Consider the following 20,035-nt stretch of genomic DNA (forward strand, 5'->3'; position numbering starts at 1 on the left):
GTCGATTTACTGCGAGTAACAGCGGCCGCTTTTACCAAGTTTTGGTAAAGCGCGACCGCTGTCGTCGCCGCGTCGCCAAATCCGCGAGCACACCGCGGAGTCGGCGACCGTGAAACCGGCGAATACCTCAACTACCTCAACGCATCAGAAAAGAACCCTCGCCAGAGCCGAACGCGCCGCCGTCACCCTGGAGTCGTCCCCGCCGATCACTTCGAACAGCTCCAGCAGCCGCACCCGCGCCGCCTCCCGGTCGTCACCGGCCGTCCGGCGCACGGCCTCGACCAGCCGGCCGAAGGCGTCCTCCACATGTCCGCCGACCAGATCGAGGTCGGCCGCCGCGATCTGCGCCTGGACATCGCCGGGCTTGTCCGCCGCGTCCTTACGTACCCGCGCCTGGTCCATGTCCTGTACGCGCGCGAGCAGTTCGGCCTGGGCGAGGCCGAGCCTGGCCTCCGAGTTGCCGGGGTCGTCGGCCAGTACGTCGCGGTACGCCCGCGAGGCGCCGGCGAAGTCATTGGCGTCCAGCGCGCGTACGGCCGCCTCCAGCAGGGCGTCGTACGGTCCCTCCGGCTCGACGGCCTCCTGCTCGGCGCCGTCCCCCGCGTCCGTCTCCGCGCCGGGGTCGACCGCGATGCCGGTCAGCCCGAAACGCTCCTCGCCGACCTGGATCAACTGGTCCAGGGTCCCCCGGATCTGGGCCTCGGGGGCCGCGCCCTGGAAGAGCGGCAGCGCCTGTCCCGCCACCACCGCGAAGACCGCGGGGATGCCCTGGATCCCGAACTGCTGCATCAGCATCTGATTGGCGTCGACATCGATCTTGGCGAGGACGAACCGGCCGTTGTACTCACGCGCCAGCCGTTCGAGCACCGGGCTGAGCTGCTTGCAGGGTTCGCACCACTCGGCCCAGAAGTCGATGACGACCGGGACTTCGGTGGAACGCTGGAGGACATCGCGCTCGAAGCCCGCCTCATCGACGTCGATCACCAGACTGGAGGGGGGTACGGCAGCGGTGCCGCCCTGACGGGCCGCCTCCGCGCGGGCCTGCTCCGCCTTCGCCTTGGCCTCACCGGCCGCCTTCACAGCGGCGAGGTCGACGACGCCGCTCATGGACATGTTCCTAGGCTGCATGAGTACATCCTCCCCCCTCCGCGCACACTTCTGAAAAGCGGTAGGCCCACCGCCGCGTGACGGGCGTACCGGACTCCGCTTTCGCTACGGCCCGTAGCGTAACGGCCGGGCGGCATGGCGGGGAAGATCCATCCGGTGAACTGGCTCACAGCGCCTGGGCTACTGGCCGGTATGGTCGCCGTCATGTGCAGTCGAAGAGGGCGCCCTCGCAGCGCCGAGGCCGACTCCGCCATCCTGGCGGCGACCCGGGCCGCGCTGGGTGAGCTGGGCTGGTCCAAGCTGACGATGGGCGATGTGGCGACCCGGGCGGGCGTCGCCAAGACCACGCTCTACCGGCGGTGGCCGGCCAAGAGCGAGCTGGTCGTGGACGCGGTCGCGGTGCTCTTCGACGAGCTGGAGCTGCCGGACCGGGGCAGCCTGGCGGCCGATGTCGAGGGCGTGGTCGTCCAGTTCGCGGCGCTGCTGGAACGGCCCGAGACCAAGACGGCCCTGATGGCGGTGGTCGCGGAGTCCACCCGGGACGAGGCGCTGCGGGCCCGTATCCGCGCCTCGATCGTCGACCGCCAGAAGCGGCTGGTGCTGCTGGGCCGCGAGCGCGCCCAGAGCCGCGGTGAACTCCCCCGCGAGCCGGACGCCGTGCGGGCGGCCCGTACGGCGGACCTGATCTTCGATGTGATCGCCGGCGCGGTGGTCCACCGCACCCTGGTCAGCGCGGTGCCGGTCGACGAGGAGTGGGCGCGCATGTTCACGGCCCTGCTGCTCGGCGGTCTGGCCGCCGTACAGGACTGACTCGGACATACAGGACTGACTCGGGCGTGCGCGCCCGGCTCAGGCGTGCCGGGCGCGTCAGCGGGCCAGCCGTCCCAGCAGCGACGAGGCCGCCGCGATGCCCACGGCCGCCGCCCCCAGCAGTACACCGAAGTCGAGCAGCAGATGGGACGGCGTACCGAGCAACAGCCCGCGCAACGCGTCGACCTGGTAGCTCAGCGGGTTCATCTTGCTCAGCACCTGGAGCCAGCCGGGCATGATCGCCACCGGATAGAGGGCGTTCGAGGCGAAGAAGAGCGGCATGGTGATGGCCTGCCCGATACCCATCAGCCGATCGCGCGTCAGCACGATCCCGGCGATCGTCATCGACAGACAGGAGAAGAACGCCGAGCCGAGGACCACCACGACGGCGACCCCGAGCAGCCGCAGCGGGTTCCAGGTCAGACCGACGCCCAGGGCCGCGGCGATGACGATCACCACCACCGCCTGGATCAGCGCCTTCACCCCGGAGGCGAACGCCTTGCCGCTGATGAGCGCGGCTCTGGGGGTCGGCGTGACCAGCAGTTTGGTCAGAATACCGGCGTCCCGCTCCCAAATGATCATGATGCCGTAGAAGATCGCGATGAACATCGCGGACTGGGCGATGATGCCGGGCGCGAGAAAGTCGATATACGGAATGCCGCCGGTGGGGATGGCCTTGATCCGGGTGAAGGTCTCACCGAAGATCAGCAGCCAGAGCGCGGGCTGAACGGCCCGGGTGTACAGCTCGGTCCGGTCGTGCCGCAGCTTCTGCAGCTCGACCACGCACATCGCGACGACCCTGGCGGTCAGCACCCGCCAGCCGGTGCGGGCACGGGGCGGTACGAGCAGCAGGTCCAGCCGGCCGGTACCGGTCTCCTCAGCCGACGCGGGACGCGGTGCGGCGGGTGCTCCTGACATCTCGGAAGTCGCCTCCCTCCTCGTCGAGACCGCTGCCTGCCACATCCCTGAAGACGTCCTCCAGCGTCGGCAGTGCGTCCTTCCCGCCCGAGCCCGGGGCACCAGACGCACCCGACGCCGCGCGGCGCTCGCGCAGCTCGGCCCTCAGCTCACCGGGGGTGCCGAGCGCGTGAATCCGCCCGTGGTGCATCAGCGCGACGCGGTCGCAGTACTGGTCGGCCTCGTCCATGTAGTGCGTGGTCACCAGCACGGTCATGCCCGTGGCCCGCCGTACGGCGTTGATGCGCTCCCAGACGCTGGTGCGGGCGATCGGGTCGAGGCCGATCGTCGGCTCGTCGAGCATGAGCAGTCTGGGCGCGCTGACCAGCGCCTGGGCGAGTTCGAGCCGACGGATCATGCCGCCGGAGTACGTCTTGGCCATCCGGTCGGCCGCGGCGGTCAGATCGACGGCGGCCAGCGCCTGCGCGACCCGTTCCGACCGCTCGCGGCGCGGGACGTCGAAGACCCGGGCGAACAGCGTCACGTTCTCGCGGCCCGTCAGCGCGGCGTCGGCGGACAGTTGCTGGGGTACGTAGCCCAGCAGGCGGCGTACCGCCATCTTCTCCTTCGCCGCGTCGTGCCCGAACACCCGCACCATGCCCGTCGGTACGGGCAGCAGGGTGGTGATGCAGCGGATCGCGGTGGTCTTGCCCGCGCCGTTCGGACCGAGCAGCCCGAAGACCTCGCCCGCGTGGACCGAGAGGTCGAGGTCCTGGACGGCCCTGGTCTCGCCGAACGCGTAGTCCAGCCCGCGGCAGCTGACGGCGTCGGGCCCGGCGGGGTCCACGCCGTCCGGCCCGGCGTCGCCGGTGAACGGTGTGTCGGTCATGTTCCCTCCGCTCTCCGTCCCCCCGTTCCCACTCCCCCCGCCGCCTCTGCTCGCACCGCCTCTGCTCGCGCTCCTCCGTCGTGCAGGTTCTCGGCGAGCCCGCGCAGTGCCGGAAGGGCCGCCATCAGCGCCGCGCGGTCCTCGTCCGACAGATGTTCCACCTGCTCGCGCAGGAGCGCGCGGCGGCGCGATTCCCATTCGCTCAGCCGCGCCTCGGCCGCCGGGGTGGGTAGCAGACGCGCCGAGCGCCGGTCCTCCGGGTCGGTCTCACGCAGGAGATAGCCGGCCCGGCCGAGCTGATTGACCAGGGTGGAGACCGAGTTGCCGGCCAGGAACAGCTCCTTGGCGGCGTCCGACACCCGGATCCCCGGACGGGCCGCGACCAGCCGCAACAGCTCGATCTGCGCGCCGCGCAGCGGCGGCACGGGGGAGCCCTCGCGCAGCCGCCGCCGGATCATCCGCTGGACGCCCGCGAGGACGACCGCGAGCGAGTCGGGGAACTCCTCCGTGGCCATACCACCATTTTAGCTCTCACTCAGAGGTATTCACGAGGAGAGGAGAAGGAGAGGAGAGGAGAACAGAGGAGAAGGAGGAGGCGAGAAGAGGAAGCGGCTGCGGAGGCCGGGTGGCTCGGCAGCCGGGCGACCTCAGAAGCCGGGCGGTTCCGTGTACGTCCCCCACTCCTCGCGCAGCACGCCGCAGATCTCGCCGAGCGTCGCCTCGGCCCGTACCGCCTCCAGCATCGGGGCGATCATGTTCGAGCCTTCGCGGGCGGCGCTCAGCATGGCCTCCAGGGCCGTACGGACCCGGGCGTCGTCCCGGGCGCCCTTGCGCTCGGCCAGGACCTGGACCTGGTCGCGCTCGACCTCATGGCTGACCCGCAGGATCTCCAGATCGCCGGTGACCGAGCCATGGTGGACATTGACGCCGACGACCCGCTTGTCGCCCTTCTCCAGCGACCGCTGGTACCGGAACGCGGACTCGGCGATCTCGCCGGTGAACCAGCCGTCCTCGATCCCCCGCAGGATGCCGGAGGTGATGGGGCCGATCGGGTGCTGTCCGTCCGGGTGGGCGCGCAGACCGCGCTCCTTGATCTGTTCGAAGATCTTCTCGGCGTCGGCCTCGATCCGGTCGGTCAGCTGCTCGATGAACCAGGAGCCGCCCAGCGGGTCGGCCACGTTCGCGACGCCCGTCTCCTCCATCAGCACCTGCTGGGTGCGGAGCGCGATCTCGGCGGCCTGCTCGCTGGGCAGGGCGAGGGTCTCGTCCAGCGCGTTGGTGTGCAGGGAGTTCGTGCCGCCGAGGACGGCCGCCAGCGCCTCCACCGCCGTCCGCACGACGTTGTTGTACGGCTGCTGCGCGGTGAGCGAGACACCCGCCGTCTGGGTGTGGAAACGCAGCCACTGCGCCTTGTCGGTCCGCGCGCCGTACACCTCCTTCATCCAGCGTGCCCAGATCCGGCGGGCCGCGCGGAACTTGGCGATCTCCTCGAAGAAGTCGAGATGGGCGTCGAAGAAGAAGGAGAGACCGGGCGCGAAGGTGTCCACGTCCAGGCCCCGGCTCAGCCCCAGCTCCACATAGCCGAAGCCGTCCGCGAGGGTGTACGCGAGCTCCTGCGCGGCCGTCGCCCCGGCCTCGCGGATGTGGTACCCGGAGACGGAGAGCGGCTTGTACGCGGGGATGGAGGTGGCGCAGTGCTCCATCAGATCGCCGATCAGACGCAGATGCGGCTCGGGCTGGAACAGCCACTCCTTCTGCGCGATGTACTCCTTGAAGATGTCCGTCTGGAGCGTGCCGTTGAGTATGGCCGGATCGACGCCCTGGCGCTCCGCCGCGACCAGGTACATGCAGAAGACCGGCACCGCGGGGCCGCTGATGGTCATCGAGGTGGTGACCTCGCCGAGCGGGATCCCACCGAAAAGGATCTCCATGTCGGCGGCGGAGTCGATGGCGACCCCGCAGTGGCCGACCTCGCCGAGCGAGCGCGGGTCGTCGGAGTCGCGGCCCATGAGCGTCGGCATGTCGAAGGCGACGGAGAGGCCGCCTCCGCCGTTGGCCAGGATCGTCTTGTAGCGCTCGTTGGTCTGCTGGGCGTTGCCGAATCCGGCGAACTGGCGGATCGTCCACGTCCGGCCGCGGTAGCCGGTGGGGTGCAGCCCCCGGGTGAAGGGATACTCCCCGGGCCAGCCGATCCGCTCGAAGCCCTCATAGGTGTCACCGGGCCTGGGCCCGTAGACCGGCTCCACCGGGTCACCGGAGAGCGTGCTGAAATCCGCGTCGCGCTTGCGGGCCTTGTCGTACCGGGCCTGCCAGCGCAGGCGGCCCTCCTCCATGGCGTCCATGCCTTCAAATTTACTAGGACGTCCAAGTAAATGTCGATGCCAAACCGCCCACACCTCGTGCGGGCGGGGCCGTCAGGCCTCGGCGGTGGCGGGCTCGCGGTCCGTGACCAGCGGCCGGACCTCGCGGGTGATCTTCGGCTCGACGAAGAACGACGCGACCGGGATACAGCCGGCGGCCAGCACCCAGAGGAGCTTGCCGAAGGGCCACTTCGCCTTGGAGCCCAGGTCGAAGGCGAAGACGACGTACACGATGAACAGCACACCGTGGATCTGGGAGATCAGCATCGTGTCGCCGGTGTCGAATCCGTACTTCAGGATGATCGCCACGGTGAAGACCAGCAGCCATACGGCGGTGACGTACGCCATCACCCGGTAGCGGGACAGCACGCTCTGTTTCATGGCCCCGAGCGTATCCCGGGCCTTTCCGGCGCCGACGGGCCCCCCGGCTCAGCCCGCGTCGTCGAAGTCCCTGGCCGCCACCCGCAGCGGGCGGAGCATCGCGAAGATCTCCGCGCACTCCTCCGCGTCGTACGCCCCGAGCCCGAAGTCCATCTCCACCAGATCGCGGGTGGCCGCCTCCACCACCTCGCGGCCCTTGTCGGTGATGGACGCGAGCGTGCCGCGGCCGTCGTTCGGGTTGGGCCGCTTGTCGACCAGACCGGATTTCACCAGCCGGTCGACGGTGTTGGTGACCGACGTCGGATGGACCATCAGCCGCTCGCCGATCTTGGACATCGGCAGCTCGCCCGCCTTGGAGAAGGTGAGCAGCACCAGTGCCTCGTACCGGGCGAACGTCAGCCCGTACGGCTTGACCACCGCGTCCACGCCCGCCAGCAGGATCTGTTGCGCGCGCATGATCGAGGTGATCGCCGCCATGGCCGGCATGGGCCCCCAGCGCTGCTGCCAGAGTTCGTCGGCGCGGGCGATGGGATCGAAGGGAAGGCTGAGCGGTTTCGGCACGACCCCGACCCTACCGAGAGGTCACTTGGCGGCGGGGCCTGTCTCGCACTTCGGTCCGTTCGGTCGGCTCGGCCGCCCCGGCAGGTGTCGCACCTCACAGTCCATGCAGTGTTATGTAACGATATGCCGGTCTTGTCACTGCCCAGTCATCTTCCGAGGGGGCTGGATGTCCAGCCGGGGACCACACCGCCCGTACGCAACGCGCCGCCGCCCGCGCTCGCTCGCCAGCGCCGCCGTCGCGGCGGCGCTGGCGCTGACGGCCACCGGCTGCTCCCCCGAAGCCCGGGAGGACTCCGTCGAACGGACCGAGCGGGCCGGGCGGACCGGCCCCTCCGCGCTCCGGGGCGAAGCCGACCCCACCACCTCCTCGCCCTTCTGGATCGACCCGGAGAGCGACGCGGCCCGCCAGGTCCGGGTGTGGGAGAAGCAGGGACGCGCGGACGACGCGAAGGCCCTGCGGCGGATCTCCGAACGCGCGGTGGCCGAATGGCCGGCCGGTGACAACCCCGAGCCCGGGATCGACCGGGTCGTACGCGGCGCGAAGGCCACCAGGAGCACGGCCGTCCTCGTCGCGTACAACATCCCCCACCGCGACTGCGGGCTCTACTCCGCGGGCGGCGCCCATGACGCCCAGTACTACCGCGACTGGATCGGCGCCTTCGCCGAGGCCATCGGCGACGCCGAGGCCATCGTGATCCTGGAGCCGGACGCCATCCCGCATCTGACGGACGGCTGCACCCCGGCGGAGCATCATGACGAGCGGTACGAGCTGCTCGCCCACGCCATCGACAGGCTCAAGCGGCAGCCGCGTACCAGGGTCTATCTGGACGCCGGCAATCCGGACTGGATCTCCGACCCCGCCAGGCTCACCGAGCCGCTTCGGCGGGCCGGGATCGCCTCGGCCGACGGCTTCTCGCTCAATGTCTCCAACTTCCAGACGAACGACGTGGTCAAGGCGTACGGCACCCGGCTCTCGGGGCTGCTCGGCGATGTCCACTTCACCATCGACACCAGCAGGAACGGCGCGGGCCCGCTGCGGGGCAACCGGGACGAGTCCTGGTGCAACCCGCCGGGCCGGGCACTCGGCTCACCGCCCACCACCAACACCGGCAACGAGCTGCTGGACGCCTATCTCTGGATCAAGCGCCCCGGCGACTCGGACGGCCCCTGCCGCGGCGGCCCGGCGGCCGGTACGTGGTGGCCCGACTACGCGCTGGGCCTCGCCCTCAGGACGAAGGACACGAACGAGGCGAAGGACAAGACCTAGTGTCTTTGGCTCGGGCGTACTCGTCTCGGTCCACCCGGATCAGTCCACCCGGACCCACTTCGCCCGGGACGGGACGCCGTCGGAGTCGGTGACGAAGAGCATGTACCAGCCCGGCGGCACCAACGCCCGGTCCTTCGGCACCTCGACGGTCACCGCGTCCTTGCTCTTCGTGAGTGCCAGCTCGATCGAGCGCTGCTCCACATCCGTCGTGTGGGTCACGGCGCTCGGCCGCATCAGCCTCGCCTTCACGATCCGGTCGGGCCGGGCGGCGCGGAAGGTGGCCCGGCCGTTGAGGTCGACCTCCTTCGGGCCCTCCCCCAGCGCCGGTCTGTTCGCACCGGCCCTGTCGCCCTGAAGATAGGGCGGCGTATAGATCTCCACACGCTGTTCGAAGGTGCCGAGCCGGGTGTTGTCCGCGTCGCGGAAGAGCGGGTCGGAGCCGAAGGTGACCACTCGGCCGTCGGGCAGCAGCAGCGCCTCCGAGTGGTAGTTGCGCCCCACGGTCGGGTCGGCGGCCGGCCGGAACGTATTGGTCCGCGGCTCGTAGAACTGCGCCTTGAGGATGTCGCTGGCGCTGCGCCCGCGGTAGTCGGAGGAGCCGCCGGTGGTGAACACCGTGTCGTCAGGGAGCAGCACGCTGCTCAGATAGCGGGTGCCCTGCGGCAGCCTGGGCCCTTCCTGGAAGGCCGGGCTGTCCTGCTTGAGGTCGACGATCGCCGTGCGGCTGGTGGCCTTGGAGGACTCACCGACGCCCCCGCCACCGAGCACCATCACCCGCTGGTCCTGCGCCGGCGGCAGCATCAGGGAGGCCGAGGTCTCCGTCTGGTCCTGATCGGTGAGCCCGCCGACCTCGGTGAAGGTGTTCTTCGTGAGGTCCCAGAGCCCCGGCTGCCGGCCCTTCTCGGCGGGCCCGTATCCCGCGTTGGAGCCCGAGTAGAACAGCTTGCCGCCCTTGGTGAGGAAGAGCGCGGGATAGGTCGGGAAGTAGCGGGTGGGGCCCTGGGACCACTCCTTGGTGGCCGGGTCGTACAGCTCGTTGTCCCCGGTGAGTACGGCGCCGACATCGTCGAGACCGGAGACGGCCAGCACCTTCCCGTTGTCCAGCGTCACCAAGGTGGGGTACCAGCGGGCTTCCTTCATCGGGTTCACCGGGACGTACTTCTCGGCCCTGGGGTCGAACTCGTACGCGGATCTGATGCCCTGGAAGTCCTGCTTCTCCGTGGTGAGTTTCTGCGCGAGGCCGTAGAGATTGTCCGCGTCCTTGCCCGTGAGCCCGACGATCTCGTACTGCGCGGCCTGGGTGGTCAGCCCTCGCGGGCCCTTCTCGGCCGCCTCCACGAACACCCGCGCCTCGCCTGCCGTCACCTTCGTACGCCAGGGCAGCATCCGGCCGCCCTGCCCGTACCCGACCTTGAGTTCCTTCTTCGCCCTGGGCACGTCGACATCGAACTTGCTGATGAACTCGACGCCCGAGGGGGAGCGGAAGCGGGTGCCCTTCTTGAAGGTGTAGGCCCGGTCGGGGTTCTCGTTCTTGACCCGCATCCGGCCGCCGGCCCGCTCCACCTCGCCGTCGAGGACCTCGTAGCGCGCCGTGCCGCCCGCCACCAGCAGCCGTCCGTCGGGGAGTTGGGAGTGGCCCGAGCAGAAGAAGTCCTCCGGCGTGGGGATCTTCTTGAAGGAGTTGTCGGCCGGGTTCCAGAGGATCGTGTCGAACGACCCCTCGTCGAACTTCTTCTGGTTGTTGCCGGAGCCGGCGATGATCAGCACCTTGCCGGTGTGCAGCAGGGCCGCGTGGATCGCGTTCGTACGGTATTCCTTCGGGACGTCGAGGATCTCCCAGGAGCCGTACCGCTGTTTGTAGCCCGGCTGCGCGATCTTGTAGGCGTGGTACTTCTCCTGGGCGAAGGAGAAGGCCGCGGGAGCGTTGAGGGCGGCCAGCACCACCAGCGCTCCGCCGCCGAGCAGCGTCCTCTTGAACTTCTCCGACGGCCTGCGGCGCGGCCGGTAGCGCGGGGACATGGGTCAGTTCCCTCCTGTCGTCGTCACAGGCGTCACGGCGAACGCCGCTTCCGGTGCCAGCTCCAGTTCCAGTTCCGGGGTCGGTTCGGGGGCCGGCCCCGGGTCCTCGACGGCTTCCACGCCGGTACGTACGGTGGCGCGCTCGGCGCGCTCGGCGAGCAGCGTCCAGCACCAGACACCCACCGGCGCGAGCGCGATCGCCAGCGCCAGGACCGCCCAGGTGCGCATGGCCGCATGGGTGTTGCCGAGGAACACGGACGCGACGAGCGAGGCGATCAGCACGGCGGCCCAGAACAGATGGAGCCGGAAGGTCATCAGCCGGTCGGGGCTCGCCCGGCCGCCCTTGGGGGTGACCACGAACCGGCCGCGGGTGCGGAGTACGGCCGAGATCAGCGACCTCAGATAGACCGGCGCGGAGAGCGCGGACATCGCCATACCGGCGAGACCGCCCGAGCCACGCGGCTCGTGGGGGGAGACGTTGTGCCGCCTGTTCCAGAGATAGAGCCCGATCTGCAGGGCGGCGGCGTCGCTGTAGAGCATCAGCAGGACCGAGGACGAGACCTGGGTGCCCGAGGCGCCGAACCAGAGGAAGAGAACGCAGCTGAGAATGCCGAGGAACCAGTTGATCGCGGTCATCGGGTAGTAGACGAGCATCAGCGTGTAGCTGAGCAGCCGGCCGGGCGACATCCGGAACGGCGCCTTCCAGTACTGCTTGAGCAGCGTCTCGTACGTCCCTCGCGACCAGCGCAGCTGCTGGGTGAAGAAGTCGGTCCAGGAGGCGGGGCCCTCGCCCACGGCCAGTACGTCGGGGGTGTAGACGGAGCGCCAGAACCGGCCGGTGACGGGGTTCCTGGTGCGGTGCAGCTCGAACCCGGTGGCCATGTCCTCGGTGATCGAGTCGTACAGACCGCCGATCTGCATGACCGCCCTGATCCGGACGACATTGTTCGTACCGACGAACATCGGGGCGTGGTAGCGGTTGCCGGCCCGCTGGATCAGCGCGTGGAACAGGAACTGCTGGGACTCGGCGGCCTTGGTGACCGGCGCGCTGTAGTTGCCGTACACCTGGGGGCCGACGACGAACGCGGTGTCCGGGTCGCGGAAGTAGCCCATCATCCGCTCCAGGAAGTTCGGGAGCGGTATGTGGTCGGTGTCGACCGAGGCGAAGAAGTCGTAGTCCTCGCCGTGCATGGCGAGCCAGGCGTTGTAGTTGCCGTGCTTGGTGCGTGCCCGGTGCACGCCCCGCCGGCGGTTCCACTCCGGTATGCCGTGCCGGGTGAAGTGGCGTACCCCCAGGTCCTCGCAGAGCGCCCGGGCCGCGCCGTCGTCGCCCTCGTCCAGCAGCCAGACGTCGAGCGGGCCGGGGTGGCGCAGCCGTACGGCTCCTTCGAGCGTGGCCCGCACCATGGCGAGCGGTTCCTTGCCCGGGACGTAGGTGGTGAGGAACGCGACGCGGGTGCCCGGTTCCGCGGGGACGGGTATGGGGTCCCTGGCGACCATCGTGGCGTGGGCGACCGAGGTGACGTTGACGAGCATGAAGAGGGCGATGAGCCCGATCGAGCCCAGCATCACCTGGTCGAGGACCACCAGCCAGCGGTCGGCGCCCTCGCGCTCGGTGCGGTGGGTGGGCCAGACCAGATAGACGAGCAGGGCGCCGGAGAGCAGCGGCGCCAGCGCCATCAGCAGGACGGCTCTTATTCGGTGGGGTTCCCGCGCGAGCAGACTCCGGTAGCGCACCCGGTAGGCCATGGCCCGGTCCGGTTCCCTGAGCGGGCCGGCCAGGCAGCTGTGGACGTCGTAGTCGTACTCGGAACCCTCCGGCCGCACGGATGCCTCCAGCTGTCGCACCAGATTGATATCCCTACAAAAAAGGACATTTACCCGCGTGTCGACTTGAGGCGTCCGTGCGAGCGGTACTCCGTGCGGAGGTTACGGCGTACGGGTCAGTCAGTCGGCGAGGTAGCGCTCCACCGTCTCGACCTTCGAGGTGAGCCCGTCCGTGACCCCCGGCCGGATATCGGCCTTGAGGACGAGGGAGACCCGCCCGGCGCGGGCCTCGACCGCGGCGACGGCCCGCTTCACGACGTCCATCACCTCGTCCCACTCCCCCTCGACCGAGGTGAACATGGCGTCCGTGCGGTTGGGCAGCCCGGACTCGCGGACGACCCGGACGGCGTCGGCGACATACTCGCCGACGTCCTCCCCCACGCCCAGCGGGCTCACCGAGAAGGCGACGATCATGCGTTCACCGTACCCTCGCGGCGCGCGCGGGAGGCGATGACCTCGTCATCGGCGGCGCGCTTGAGCTTGCGCTCGGCGAAGAAGCCGCCGGCCGGCAGGACGGAGAGGACGAAGTAGAGGGCCGCGGTGCCGAAGGACCACTTGGTGCGGTTCCAGGCGTCCAGCCAGAAGACCACGTAGAGCACGAAGAGCAGCCCGTGGACGGCGCCCATCACGGGGACCGCGTTGAAGTCCGTCGTGCGCTTGAGCACCGAGCAGACCAGGAGCAGCAGGAAGGAGACGGCCTCCGGGGCGGAGACCAGACGGAGGCGATGGAGGGAGGAGGCGGTCTTGATGTCCACGAGGAGGCACCTTCGGCGTCGGGGGCAGACGTGATCTTGTGAATGTGTGCACAAGCGCGCTCTCATTGTGGCAGCCCGGCTTTGCCCGACCGTTATCAGGGTCGGGTCGGGGGTGATCCCGGACCATGGGCCCTGTTCCCTGTCAGTGCCGCCCGTTACCTTCGATCCGTGGCTCAGTTCCGACTGCAAGGCAGCAAGGTGCTCGCCGTCGACATGACCGGCGACGCCGTCAAGGCGAAGAACGGCTCGATGGTCGCGTACGACGGCCGGATGGCGTTCAAGAAGATGTCCGGCGGCGGTGAGGGTCTGCGCGGGATGGTGACCCGCCGGCTCACCGGCGAACAGATGACCGTGATGGAGGTGAAGGGTCAGGGCACCTGCTACTTCGCCGACCGCGCGAGCGAGATCAGTCTGGTCTCGCTGCACGGCGACAAGCTCTTCGTCGAGGCGAGCAATCTGCTGTGCACGGACGCGGGGCTGCGTACGGGCACATCGTTCACCGGCCTGCGGGGCGGGGCGACCGGCACCGGCCTGTTCACGACCACCGTGGAGGGCATGGGCCAGGCCGCGATCATGTCGGAGGGCCAGGCGGTGATCCTGCGGGTGACCCCGCAGTACCCGCTCTTCGTCGACCCCGGCGCCTATGTCGCGCACCAGGGGAACCTCCAGCAGAAGTTCCAGTCCGGCGTCAACTTCCGTACGTTCATGGGCGAGGGCTCGGGCGAGGCCTTCCAGATCCGCTTCGAGGGCGACGGGCTCGTCTACGTACAGCCCAGTGAGCGGAACACGATCGGGGGCGATGTCTGATGCCGTTCCGTGAGGTCAACTCGAAGATGGTCGAGGCGACGGTCCTGCCCGGCCAGAAGATGTTCAGCCAGCGCGGCGCGATGCTCGCGTACCGCGGCGATGTCAGCTTCACCCCCAACATCCAGGGCGGTCAGGGCGGTCTGATGTCCATGATCGGACGGCGGGTGGCCAATGAGGCGACCCCGCTGATGACGGTCGAGGGGAGCGGCACGGTGATGTTCGGCCATGGCGGCCATCACATCCAGGTCATCAATCTGGCGGGCGACACCCTGTATGTGGAGGCGGACCGGCTGCTCGCCTTCGACGGGACCCTCCAGCAGGGCACGATGTTCATGGGCTCGCAGGGCGGGGTCATGGGCATGGTGCGGGGACAGGTGACGGGCCAGGGCCTGTTCACCACCACCCTCAAGGGCCATGGCGCGGTCGCGGTGATGGCGCACGGCGGGGTGATCGAGGTGCCCATCGCCCCGGGGCGCGAGGTCCATGTGGACCCGCAGGCGTATGTCGCGCACCACGGCGACGTACGGAACAAACTGTCCACGGCGCTCGGCTGGCGCGACATGGTCGGGCGCGGCTCCGGCGAGGCCTTCCAGCTGGAGCTGAGCGGCAGTGGCGCGGTGTACGTCCAGGCGTCGGAGGAGAAGCTGTGAGCGCGCCCGTGATCCATGACCCGATGACGCTGCCGAGCGACGACAACGTCAACGCGTACACCTTCTGTGTGGAGTTGAAGGGGAGCCAGTGGTTCCTGCAGAAGGGGAAGATGATCGCCTACTACGGGCAGATCACCTTCGACGGCGTCGGCCACGGCCGGTTCGAGCGGCTGATGCGTACGAGCTTCCACTCACCGCTGCACGCCAGTGACTGGGTGGTGGCGGAGGGCAGCGGCAAGATGCTGCTCGCCGACCGCGCCTTCGACGTCAACTCGTTCGATCTGGAGGACGGCAATCTGACGATCCGGTCCGGCAATCTGCTGGCCTACCAGCCCACGCTGGCGCTGAAGCAGTCGATCGTGCCGGGCTTTCTGACGCTGATCGGTACGGGGAAGTTCGTGGCCGCGTCCAACGGGCCCGTGGTCTTCATGGAGCCACCCCTGCGGGTGGATCCGCAGGCGCTGGTGGGCTGGGCGGACTGCCCGTCGCCGTGCCACCACTACGATCATGGCTATATGTCCGGAGTGCTGGGCGGGATCAGGTCGTTGACGGGGATCGGCGGTACGTCGGGCGAGGAGCATCAGTTCGAGTTCGTCGGGGCCGGGACGGTGCTGTTGCAGTCCTCGGAGGCGCTGATGGCGGAGCAGCCGTTGGGCGCGGTCACCACGGAGCCCGGGGTGCCGGGCGGCGGCGCCCCCTCGGGGCACTCCGGGCATCAGGGGTCACACGGGTCCACGCCCCGGATGCCGGGGCAGCTCGGCGATCTCCAGCGTCGCTTCGGGCTGTGAGCGGTAGTCTGCGGAGTGTGACGTCGAACGCCTGCGCCCCTGGCCGGTGATCGGGTGCGCGGGGTCACATCCGGAGGCTTCGTACAGATTTCAACTTCTTAGGTAGAATCCATACATGGAGACCGAGACCGCCACCCGCTGGCTGACCGACGCTGAGCAGTGCGCCTGGCGCACCCATCTGGATGTCAACAAACTGCTGACGCACCAGCTGGAGAAAGACCTCCAGCCGTTCGGCCTGACCATGAACGACTACGAGATCCTGGTGAATCTCTCGGAGTCGGCGGAACGGCGCATGCGGATGAGTGACCTCGCGGCCACCACGCTCCAGTCCAAGAGCCGGCTCTCCCACCAGATCACCAGGATGGAGACCGCGGGGCTGGTCCGCCGGGAGAACTGCGAGTCCGACCGGCGCGGGCTGTACGCGGTCCTGACGGACCAGGGGATGGAGACCATGCAGAAGGTCGCGCCGCACCATGTCGCGTCCGTACGCAAGCACTTCATCGATCTGCTGACGCCCGAGGCGCTGGCGGAGCTGCGGGCGTCGCTGACGCCGGTGGCCGAGCAGCTGCGCGGACGGCGCGGCAGGAGCTGATACGGGGCGGTCGCCGGGCCCGGGTCGAGGGCTCGGCCGCCGCGTCGCCGGGCCGCCCTTGGCTCAGGCGCCCGCTGCCGCGTCGGTGGTGTCGGTGCTTTCGCTGCCGTCGGCGCTCGTACCGTCCGCACGGGGCAGGCGCAGCTCGAAGAGGGCGCCGCCCGTCCGAGCTCCGCCGACCGTGAGCGTCCCGTCGTGGCGCACGGCCACATCGCGTGCGATGGCCAGCCCGAGACCGGCGCCGCCGTCGTCGCGGCTGCGCGCGTCGTCGAGCCGTACGAACCGCTCGAAGATCCGCTCACGCTCCGCCTCCGGCACCCCGGAGCCGTCGTCGGCCACCGCGAGCACCACCTGATCGCCCGACCGGTACACGGACGCGGTGACCGAGGCGCGGGTGTGCCGCTGGGCGTTGTCCAGCAGATTCCCCAGCACCCGGGCCAACTGCCCCCGCGACCCGGCCACTTCGAGCCCCGACCCGACATCGAGCGTGACCGGGACGCGGTCCCTGGTCCGCTGCGAGACCTCCTCGCGGACCAGCGCGCCCAGGTCGAACCGCGCCCGGCCCGGCCGCTCCCCCGCGTCCAGCCGGGCCAGCAGCAGCAGATCCGCGGCGAGTTGCTGGAGCCGTACGGTGTCCGCGACCGCGCCCGGCACATCCAGCAACTCCGGGTGCGCGTCGCCCACTTCGAGCTGAGTACGGAGCGAGGCGATGGGGCTGCGCAGTTCGTGCGAGGCGTCCGCGACAAAGCGGCGCTGCCGCTCCACGGCGGCCTCCAGCGCGGTGAGCGTCTCATTGGTCGTACGGGCCAGCCTGGCCACCTCGTCGTCCGAGGCGGGCTCCGGCACCCGGCGGGAGAGATCCGTCGAGGCGGTGATGGCCGCCATCTCGCGCCGGATGCCCTCCACGGGCCGGAACGCCCGCCGGGTCATCAGCCAGGTCACTCCCCCGACGACCAGCAGCAGGACGGGGAGCCCCAGCAGCATGGAGACGGTGGTCGTGTTGACGGCGGCCTGCCGGTCCGCGAGCGAGGCGCCCGCGTGGACGACGACCGTCTCGCCCGCGCGGTCGGTCACCTCGACGGCGGCGAAACGGTACTCACCGCTCTCGCCGTCGACGGTCGCGCTGCCGGTGGTGAAGGAGGAGCGGTCGGCTATCTCGCCGACCGCGGGGTCGTCGTCACCGTGCCCGTTGTCGTCCCCGTCGTCGTCGCCCCCGTTGTCGTCCGTGCCGCTGTCGTCGTCGGCGCCCTCGTCGTCGTCATCACCGGGTGCGGCGGTCGCCCCCGGGGCGGGGATCTTCGCGGGGGTCACCGCGGACACCGCCGTACCACTGATCCGCTGGAGGCCCTTGGTCGCCGCGAGCAGCCTGCCGCCCTCGTCGGTGACCTGTACGGGGTGTTCCGCGTTGTCCTGCAGATCGAGCCGGGCGTACGAGGCCCGGTCGGTCACCAGGGAGGCGATGTCCAGGGCGACTTCGCGGGCCGCCCGATCCGCGCTGCGGTCGGCCCCGTCGGTGAGGTTCGAGCGGAGCGAGAGAACGACCGCGATCCCGGCGGCCACCAGCGCGACCGCCACGACGGCCGTCGCGCCGAGCGAGGCCCTGGCCCGTACGGAGGACGCGAACCGGCGTCCGCCCACGCTCATGACGCGACCAGCCGGTAGCCGGCGCCGCGCACCGTCTGGATGGTCGCGGCCCCGAGCTTGCGCCGCAGGGCGCTGATGTAGACCTCGATGATGTTGGGGTCGCCGTCATAGGCGAAGTCCCAGACGTGCTCAAGGATCTCCGGTTTGCCGACCACTTCCCCCGCCCGGACCGCCAGTTGCTCCAGCACGGCGAACTCCTTCGCGGTGAGCGCCACCTCGGTCCCGTCCCGCACGACGCGGCGGGCGGCGGTGTCGACGCTGAGGCCCCCGATCCTCAGCACAGGCGAGGCGCCGGACGAACCGCGGCGGCGCAGCAGGGCCTTGACCCGGGCGACGAGCACGACGTAGGAGAACGGCTTGGTCAGATAGTCGTCGGCGCCGGTGTCCAGCCCCTCCGCCTCGTCGTACTCGCCGTCCTTCGCGGTGAGCATCAGGATCGGTACGTCATGACCGGCCGCGCGCAGTGCGGCGCAGACGCGGTAGCCGTTCATGCCGGGCAGCATGATGTCGAGCACGACCAGGTCGTACACGCCCTCGCCCGCCCGGTGCAGCCCTTCGAGGCCGTCGTGGACGACATCGACGGCGAAGCCTTCGGCCCGCAGCCCTTTGGCGAGCGACACCGCGAGCCGCTTCTCGTCCTCCACGATCAACAAACGCATGGCCCCAGCTTCCCAAACCGAACCTGAAGATCACTTCAGGTGGCTTCAGGCTGGCTTCAGCTTCGCTCCGCCACATTGAAGTCGTTCCACACGGACTGCACGGACCGACTCGGGGAGGAACCCTCATGAAGCGCAATCTCGCCATCGCGGCCATCACCATGGCGGCACTGATCGGCGGCGGCACCTACACGGCGGTCGCCATGGGAGACGACGACAGCCGGGGCGCGGGTACGGCGACGCTTCCCACGCCGGTCGCGAAGCTGGGGACGGTGCCGGACGACTCCGGGAACGACATCCTGGACGACTCCCAGAACGGCGGAAAGGACAGCGGGAAGGACGACAGGAGGGACGACCGGGCGCCGGAGAAGCGGCAGCCGGCCGCCGGGAGCGGTACGGGCCTGACCGCGAGCGAGGCCGCCGCCGTGGCGCTGAAGGAGTACCCGGGCGCCGTGGCCTCCGTCGAGCGGGACGACGACGGGGACCGCCACTGGGAGATCGACCTGTTCGGCAAGGACAACCGCTGGCACGAGCTGCGGGTCGACGCGGCCAACGGCACGGTGCGGGTGGACCGCGACGACGACGGGGACGACGACCACGGCGACGACCGTGCCACGCTGCGCGCCGCCTCGGTGGACGTCCGGCGCGCGACGGCCGCCGCCCTCGCCTCCGTACCCGGGGCGGTGACCTCCGCCGAGATCGACGACGACCACAACGGCCGCTGGGAGATCGACGTACGGGGCAAGGACGGCCGTACGCACGAGCTGAACGTCCACGCCAGGACCGGCAAGGTCACCGTGGACAGCGATGACGACCGCTGGGACGACAACGGCCGTGGCGACGACGACAGTCGGGACGACGACGGTCAAGACGACCGGGACGACCACGACGCCCGGGACGACGACGGTTACGACGACTGAGCCGACCCGGACGCGTCACCGGCGCGGTCACCCGCACTCCGCCCGGCCCCCTCGGCCGGGCGGTTCGGTCCGTCGTGTCCCGGCCGTCACGCCGGGTCCGTCAGCCCCGCCACCAGTTCGTCCGCCGCCGTGTACGGGTCCAGCTCCCCCGCCACGATCCGGTCCGCCAGCGCGCCCAGCCGCCGGTCGCCGTGCAGATCGCCGATGCGCCGGCGGAGCGTGGTGACGGCGATGGTCTCCACCTCATGGGCGGCGCGGCGGGCGCGGCGCCGGGTGAGGGCGCCGTGCTCCTCCAGCCAGGCGCGGTGCTTCTCCAGGGCCTCCACCACCTCGTCGATGCCCTCGCCCCGCGCGGCGACGGTCTTGACGATGGGCGGGCGCCAGTCGCCGGGCCCCCGGGCCTCGCCGAGGCCCAGCATGTGGTTGAGCTCACGGGCGGTCGCGTCGGCGCCGTCGCGGTCCGCCTTGTTGACCACGTACACATCGCCGATCTCCAGGATCCCGGCCTTGGCCGCCTGGATGCCGTCGCCCATGCCGGGCGCGAGCAGCACCACGGAGGTGTCGGCCTGGGAGGCGATCTCCACCTCGGACTGGCCGACCCCGACGGTCTCCACCAGGATCACGTCGCAGCCCGCCGCGTCCAGCACCCGGATCGCCTGCGGGGCGGCCCAGGCGAGCCCGCCGAGATGGCCGCGGGTGGCCATGGAGCGGATGTAGACGCCGGGGTCGGAGGCGTGCTCGGACATCCGCACACGGTCGCCGAGCAGCGCTCCGCCGGAGAACGGGGACGAGGGGTCGACGGCCAGCACCGCGACCCGCTTGCCCGCCTTGCGGTACGCGGTGACGAGAGCGGAGGTCGAGGTCGACTTGCCGACACCGGGCGATCCGGTCACCCCGACGACATAGGCGTTGCCCGCCAGCGGCGCCAGCGCGGCCATCACCTCGCGCAGCTGCGGGGACGCCCCCTCGACCAGTGAGATCAGCCGGGCCACGGCTCGCGGCCGGCCCTCCCGCGCCTGAGCCACCAGCTCGGGGACGTCCTGCATCACAGCTCCGCTCCTTCGATCCGTACCCGTGCCCGCGGCCCGTACCCGTGCCCGCGGCG

21 protein-coding genes are annotated in these 20,035 nt (G+C 70.1%); 7 read left to right on the forward strand and 14 right to left on the reverse strand.

From position 1 onward, the window contains the following. Positions 1 to 144: 144 nt before the first annotated feature. Positions 145 to 1,128 carry a tetratricopeptide repeat protein gene (locus tag M1203_RS32615; protein WP_249953451.1) on the reverse strand — a complete coding sequence of 328 codons (984 nt, stop codon included), beginning with the start codon at positions 1,126 to 1,128 and terminating at the stop codon, positions 145 to 147. Between the two features lie 183 nt (positions 1,129 to 1,311). On the opposite strand from M1203_RS32615, the gene M1203_RS32620 reads away from it, so the two are divergent. Next, positions 1,312 to 1,917: a TetR/AcrR family transcriptional regulator gene (locus M1203_RS32620; RefSeq protein ID WP_249953452.1), complete on the forward strand. Its 606-nt coding sequence runs from the start codon at positions 1,312 to 1,314 to the stop codon at positions 1,915 to 1,917. A 57-nt stretch (positions 1,918 to 1,974) separates the two neighbouring features. Here the strand turns inward: M1203_RS32620 and M1203_RS32625 are convergent, their stop codons facing one another. The 6 genes from M1203_RS32625 to M1203_RS32650 all read right to left on the reverse strand — a co-directional run bounded on the left by M1203_RS32625 (position 1,975) and on the right by M1203_RS32650 (position 7,005). Continuing rightward, on the reverse strand, positions 1,975 to 2,835 hold the full coding sequence (locus M1203_RS32625; protein ID WP_249953453.1) for an ABC transporter permease: 861 nt from the start codon (positions 2,833 to 2,835) through the stop codon (positions 1,975 to 1,977). Beyond that, positions 2,795 to 3,703, reverse strand: a complete 909-nt coding sequence (locus M1203_RS32630; protein WP_249953454.1) for an ATP-binding cassette domain-containing protein — start codon at positions 3,701 to 3,703, stop codon at positions 2,795 to 2,797. The genes M1203_RS32625 and M1203_RS32630 overlap by 41 nt, the downstream gene beginning before the upstream one ends. Then, a complete protein-coding gene (locus M1203_RS32635; RefSeq protein ID WP_249953455.1) occupies positions 3,700 to 4,218 on the reverse strand; it encodes a MarR family winged helix-turn-helix transcriptional regulator in 519 nt (172 codons plus the stop codon). The genes M1203_RS32630 and M1203_RS32635 overlap by 4 nt, the downstream gene beginning before the upstream one ends. Before the next feature lie 132 nt (positions 4,219 to 4,350). After that, positions 4,351 to 6,045 (reverse strand): methylmalonyl-CoA mutase, encoded by a 1,695-nt coding sequence (locus tag M1203_RS32640; protein WP_249953456.1) that lies wholly within the window; start codon positions 6,043 to 6,045, stop codon positions 4,351 to 4,353. A gap of 72 nt (positions 6,046 to 6,117) precedes the next feature. Continuing rightward, positions 6,118 to 6,444, reverse strand: coding sequence for a DUF3817 domain-containing protein (locus tag M1203_RS32645; RefSeq protein WP_249953457.1), 327 nt, complete (start codon positions 6,442 to 6,444; stop codon positions 6,118 to 6,120). 48 nt (positions 6,445 to 6,492) lie between these two features. Next, the gene (locus M1203_RS32650; RefSeq protein WP_249953458.1) at positions 6,493 to 7,005 is read right to left on the reverse strand and encodes a MarR family transcriptional regulator; all 513 of its coding nucleotides are present in this window, start codon (positions 7,003 to 7,005) and stop codon (positions 6,493 to 6,495) included. Between the two features lie 166 nt (positions 7,006 to 7,171). Between M1203_RS32650 and M1203_RS32655 the strand changes: the two genes are divergently transcribed. Beyond that, complete coding sequence (locus tag M1203_RS32655) at positions 7,172 to 8,272, forward strand: glycoside hydrolase family 6 protein (protein ID WP_249953459.1); 1,101 nt, start codon at positions 7,172 to 7,174, stop codon at positions 8,270 to 8,272. 39 nt (positions 8,273 to 8,311) lie between these two features. Here the strand turns inward: M1203_RS32655 and M1203_RS32660 are convergent, their stop codons facing one another. The 4 genes from M1203_RS32660 to M1203_RS32675 all read right to left on the reverse strand — a co-directional run bounded on the left by M1203_RS32660 (position 8,312) and on the right by M1203_RS32675 (position 12,873). Continuing rightward, positions 8,312 to 10,291, reverse strand: coding sequence for a kelch motif-containing protein (locus tag M1203_RS32660; RefSeq protein WP_249953460.1), 1,980 nt, complete (start codon positions 10,289 to 10,291; stop codon positions 8,312 to 8,314). 3 nt (positions 10,292 to 10,294) lie between these two features. Continuing rightward, positions 10,295 to 12,118: a glycosyltransferase family 2 protein gene (locus M1203_RS32665; RefSeq protein ID WP_249953543.1), complete on the reverse strand. Its 1,824-nt coding sequence runs from the start codon at positions 12,116 to 12,118 to the stop codon at positions 10,295 to 10,297. Between the two features lie 120 nt (positions 12,119 to 12,238). Next, on the reverse strand, positions 12,239 to 12,532 hold the full coding sequence (locus M1203_RS32670; RefSeq protein WP_014048385.1) for an MTH1187 family thiamine-binding protein: 294 nt from the start codon (positions 12,530 to 12,532) through the stop codon (positions 12,239 to 12,241). Continuing rightward, the gene (locus M1203_RS32675; protein ID WP_249953461.1) at positions 12,529 to 12,873 is read right to left on the reverse strand and encodes a DUF3817 domain-containing protein; all 345 of its coding nucleotides are present in this window, start codon (positions 12,871 to 12,873) and stop codon (positions 12,529 to 12,531) included. Before M1203_RS32675 ends, M1203_RS32670 begins: the two co-directional genes overlap by 4 nt. 168 nt (positions 12,874 to 13,041) lie before the next feature. On the opposite strand from M1203_RS32675, the gene M1203_RS32680 reads away from it, so the two are divergent. From M1203_RS32680 to M1203_RS32695, 4 genes are all read left to right on the forward strand, one after another. Further along, on the forward strand, positions 13,042 to 13,680 hold the full coding sequence (locus tag M1203_RS32680) for an AIM24 family protein (RefSeq protein ID WP_308404942.1): 639 nt from the start codon (positions 13,042 to 13,044) through the stop codon (positions 13,678 to 13,680). Continuing rightward, a complete protein-coding gene (locus tag M1203_RS32685) occupies positions 13,680 to 14,330 on the forward strand; it encodes an AIM24 family protein (RefSeq protein WP_249953462.1) in 651 nt (216 codons plus the stop codon). Before M1203_RS32680 ends, M1203_RS32685 begins: the two co-directional genes overlap by 1 nt. Beyond that, a complete protein-coding gene (locus tag M1203_RS32690; RefSeq protein ID WP_249953463.1) occupies positions 14,327 to 15,118 on the forward strand; it encodes an AIM24 family protein in 792 nt (263 codons plus the stop codon). Before M1203_RS32685 ends, M1203_RS32690 begins: the two co-directional genes overlap by 4 nt. 115 nt (positions 15,119 to 15,233) lie before the next feature. After that, the gene (locus M1203_RS32695; RefSeq protein WP_249953464.1) at positions 15,234 to 15,710 is read left to right on the forward strand and encodes a MarR family winged helix-turn-helix transcriptional regulator; all 477 of its coding nucleotides are present in this window, start codon (positions 15,234 to 15,236) and stop codon (positions 15,708 to 15,710) included. 63 nt (positions 15,711 to 15,773) lie between these two features. Here M1203_RS32695 and M1203_RS32700 read toward each other — a convergent pair whose 3' ends face one another. Both M1203_RS32700 and M1203_RS32705 read right to left on the reverse strand, forming a co-directional pair. Beyond that, entirely contained in the window at positions 15,774 to 17,354 is a 1,581-nt protein-coding gene (locus M1203_RS32700; protein WP_249953465.1) for a HAMP domain-containing sensor histidine kinase, read from the reverse strand. Then, positions 17,351 to 18,013 carry a response regulator transcription factor gene (locus tag M1203_RS32705; RefSeq protein ID WP_249953466.1) on the reverse strand — a complete coding sequence of 221 codons (663 nt, stop codon included), beginning with the start codon at positions 18,011 to 18,013 and terminating at the stop codon, positions 17,351 to 17,353. Before M1203_RS32705 ends, M1203_RS32700 begins: the two co-directional genes overlap by 4 nt. Before the next feature lie 125 nt (positions 18,014 to 18,138). On the opposite strand from M1203_RS32705, the gene M1203_RS32710 reads away from it, so the two are divergent. Then, complete coding sequence (locus M1203_RS32710; RefSeq protein WP_249953467.1) at positions 18,139 to 18,930, forward strand: PepSY domain-containing protein; 792 nt, start codon at positions 18,139 to 18,141, stop codon at positions 18,928 to 18,930. A gap of 86 nt (positions 18,931 to 19,016) precedes the next feature. On the opposite strand, the gene meaB is transcribed toward M1203_RS32710, so the two are convergent. Continuing rightward, positions 19,017 to 19,976: a methylmalonyl Co-A mutase-associated GTPase MeaB gene (gene meaB, locus M1203_RS32715; RefSeq protein WP_249953545.1), complete on the reverse strand. Its 960-nt coding sequence runs from the start codon at positions 19,974 to 19,976 to the stop codon at positions 19,017 to 19,019. Positions 19,977 to 20,035 lie beyond the last annotated feature (59 nt).

It is taken from the genome of Streptomyces sp. 35G-GA-8, from assembly GCF_023534745.1.
Classification (GTDB): Bacteria; Actinomycetota; Actinomycetes; order Streptomycetales; family Streptomycetaceae; genus Streptomyces.

What these genes read in the sequence shown, in the direction of transcription:
- M1203_RS32615 (WP_249953451.1), bottom strand. Translation starts at nt 1,128, where the DNA reads ATGCAGCCTAGGAACATGTCCATGAGCGGCGTCGTCGACCTCGCCGCT.
- M1203_RS32620 (WP_249953452.1), top strand. Translation starts at nt 1,312, where the DNA reads ATGTGCAGTCGAAGAGGGCGCCCTCGCAGCGCCGAGGCCGACTCCGCC.
- M1203_RS32625 (WP_249953453.1), bottom strand. Translation starts at nt 2,835, where the DNA reads ATGTCAGGAGCACCCGCCGCACCGCGTCCCGCGTCGGCTGAGGAGACC.
- M1203_RS32630 (WP_249953454.1), bottom strand. Translation starts at nt 3,703, where the DNA reads ATGACCGACACACCGTTCACCGGCGACGCCGGGCCGGACGGCGTGGAC.
- M1203_RS32635 (WP_249953455.1), bottom strand. Translation starts at nt 4,218, where the DNA reads ATGGCCACGGAGGAGTTCCCCGACTCGCTCGCGGTCGTCCTCGCGGGC.
- M1203_RS32640 (WP_249953456.1), bottom strand. Translation starts at nt 6,045, where the DNA reads ATGGACGCCATGGAGGAGGGCCGCCTGCGCTGGCAGGCCCGGTACGAC.
- M1203_RS32645 (WP_249953457.1), bottom strand. Translation starts at nt 6,444, where the DNA reads ATGAAACAGAGCGTGCTGTCCCGCTACCGGGTGATGGCGTACGTCACC.
- M1203_RS32655 (WP_249953459.1), top strand. Translation starts at nt 7,172, where the DNA reads ATGTCCAGCCGGGGACCACACCGCCCGTACGCAACGCGCCGCCGCCCG.
- M1203_RS32660 (WP_249953460.1), bottom strand. Translation starts at nt 10,291, where the DNA reads ATGTCCCCGCGCTACCGGCCGCGCCGCAGGCCGTCGGAGAAGTTCAAG.
- M1203_RS32670 (WP_014048385.1), bottom strand. Translation starts at nt 12,532, where the DNA reads ATGATCGTCGCCTTCTCGGTGAGCCCGCTGGGCGTGGGGGAGGACGTC.
- M1203_RS32685 (WP_249953462.1), top strand. Translation starts at nt 13,680, where the DNA reads ATGCCGTTCCGTGAGGTCAACTCGAAGATGGTCGAGGCGACGGTCCTG.
- M1203_RS32695 (WP_249953464.1), top strand. Translation starts at nt 15,234, where the DNA reads ATGGAGACCGAGACCGCCACCCGCTGGCTGACCGACGCTGAGCAGTGC.
- M1203_RS32700 (WP_249953465.1), bottom strand. Translation starts at nt 17,354, where the DNA reads ATGAGCGTGGGCGGACGCCGGTTCGCGTCCTCCGTACGGGCCAGGGCC.
- M1203_RS32705 (WP_249953466.1), bottom strand. Translation starts at nt 18,013, where the DNA reads ATGCGTTTGTTGATCGTGGAGGACGAGAAGCGGCTCGCGGTGTCGCTC.
- M1203_RS32710 (WP_249953467.1), top strand. Translation starts at nt 18,139, where the DNA reads ATGAAGCGCAATCTCGCCATCGCGGCCATCACCATGGCGGCACTGATC.
- meaB (WP_249953545.1), bottom strand. Translation starts at nt 19,976, where the DNA reads ATGCAGGACGTCCCCGAGCTGGTGGCTCAGGCGCGGGAGGGCCGGCCG.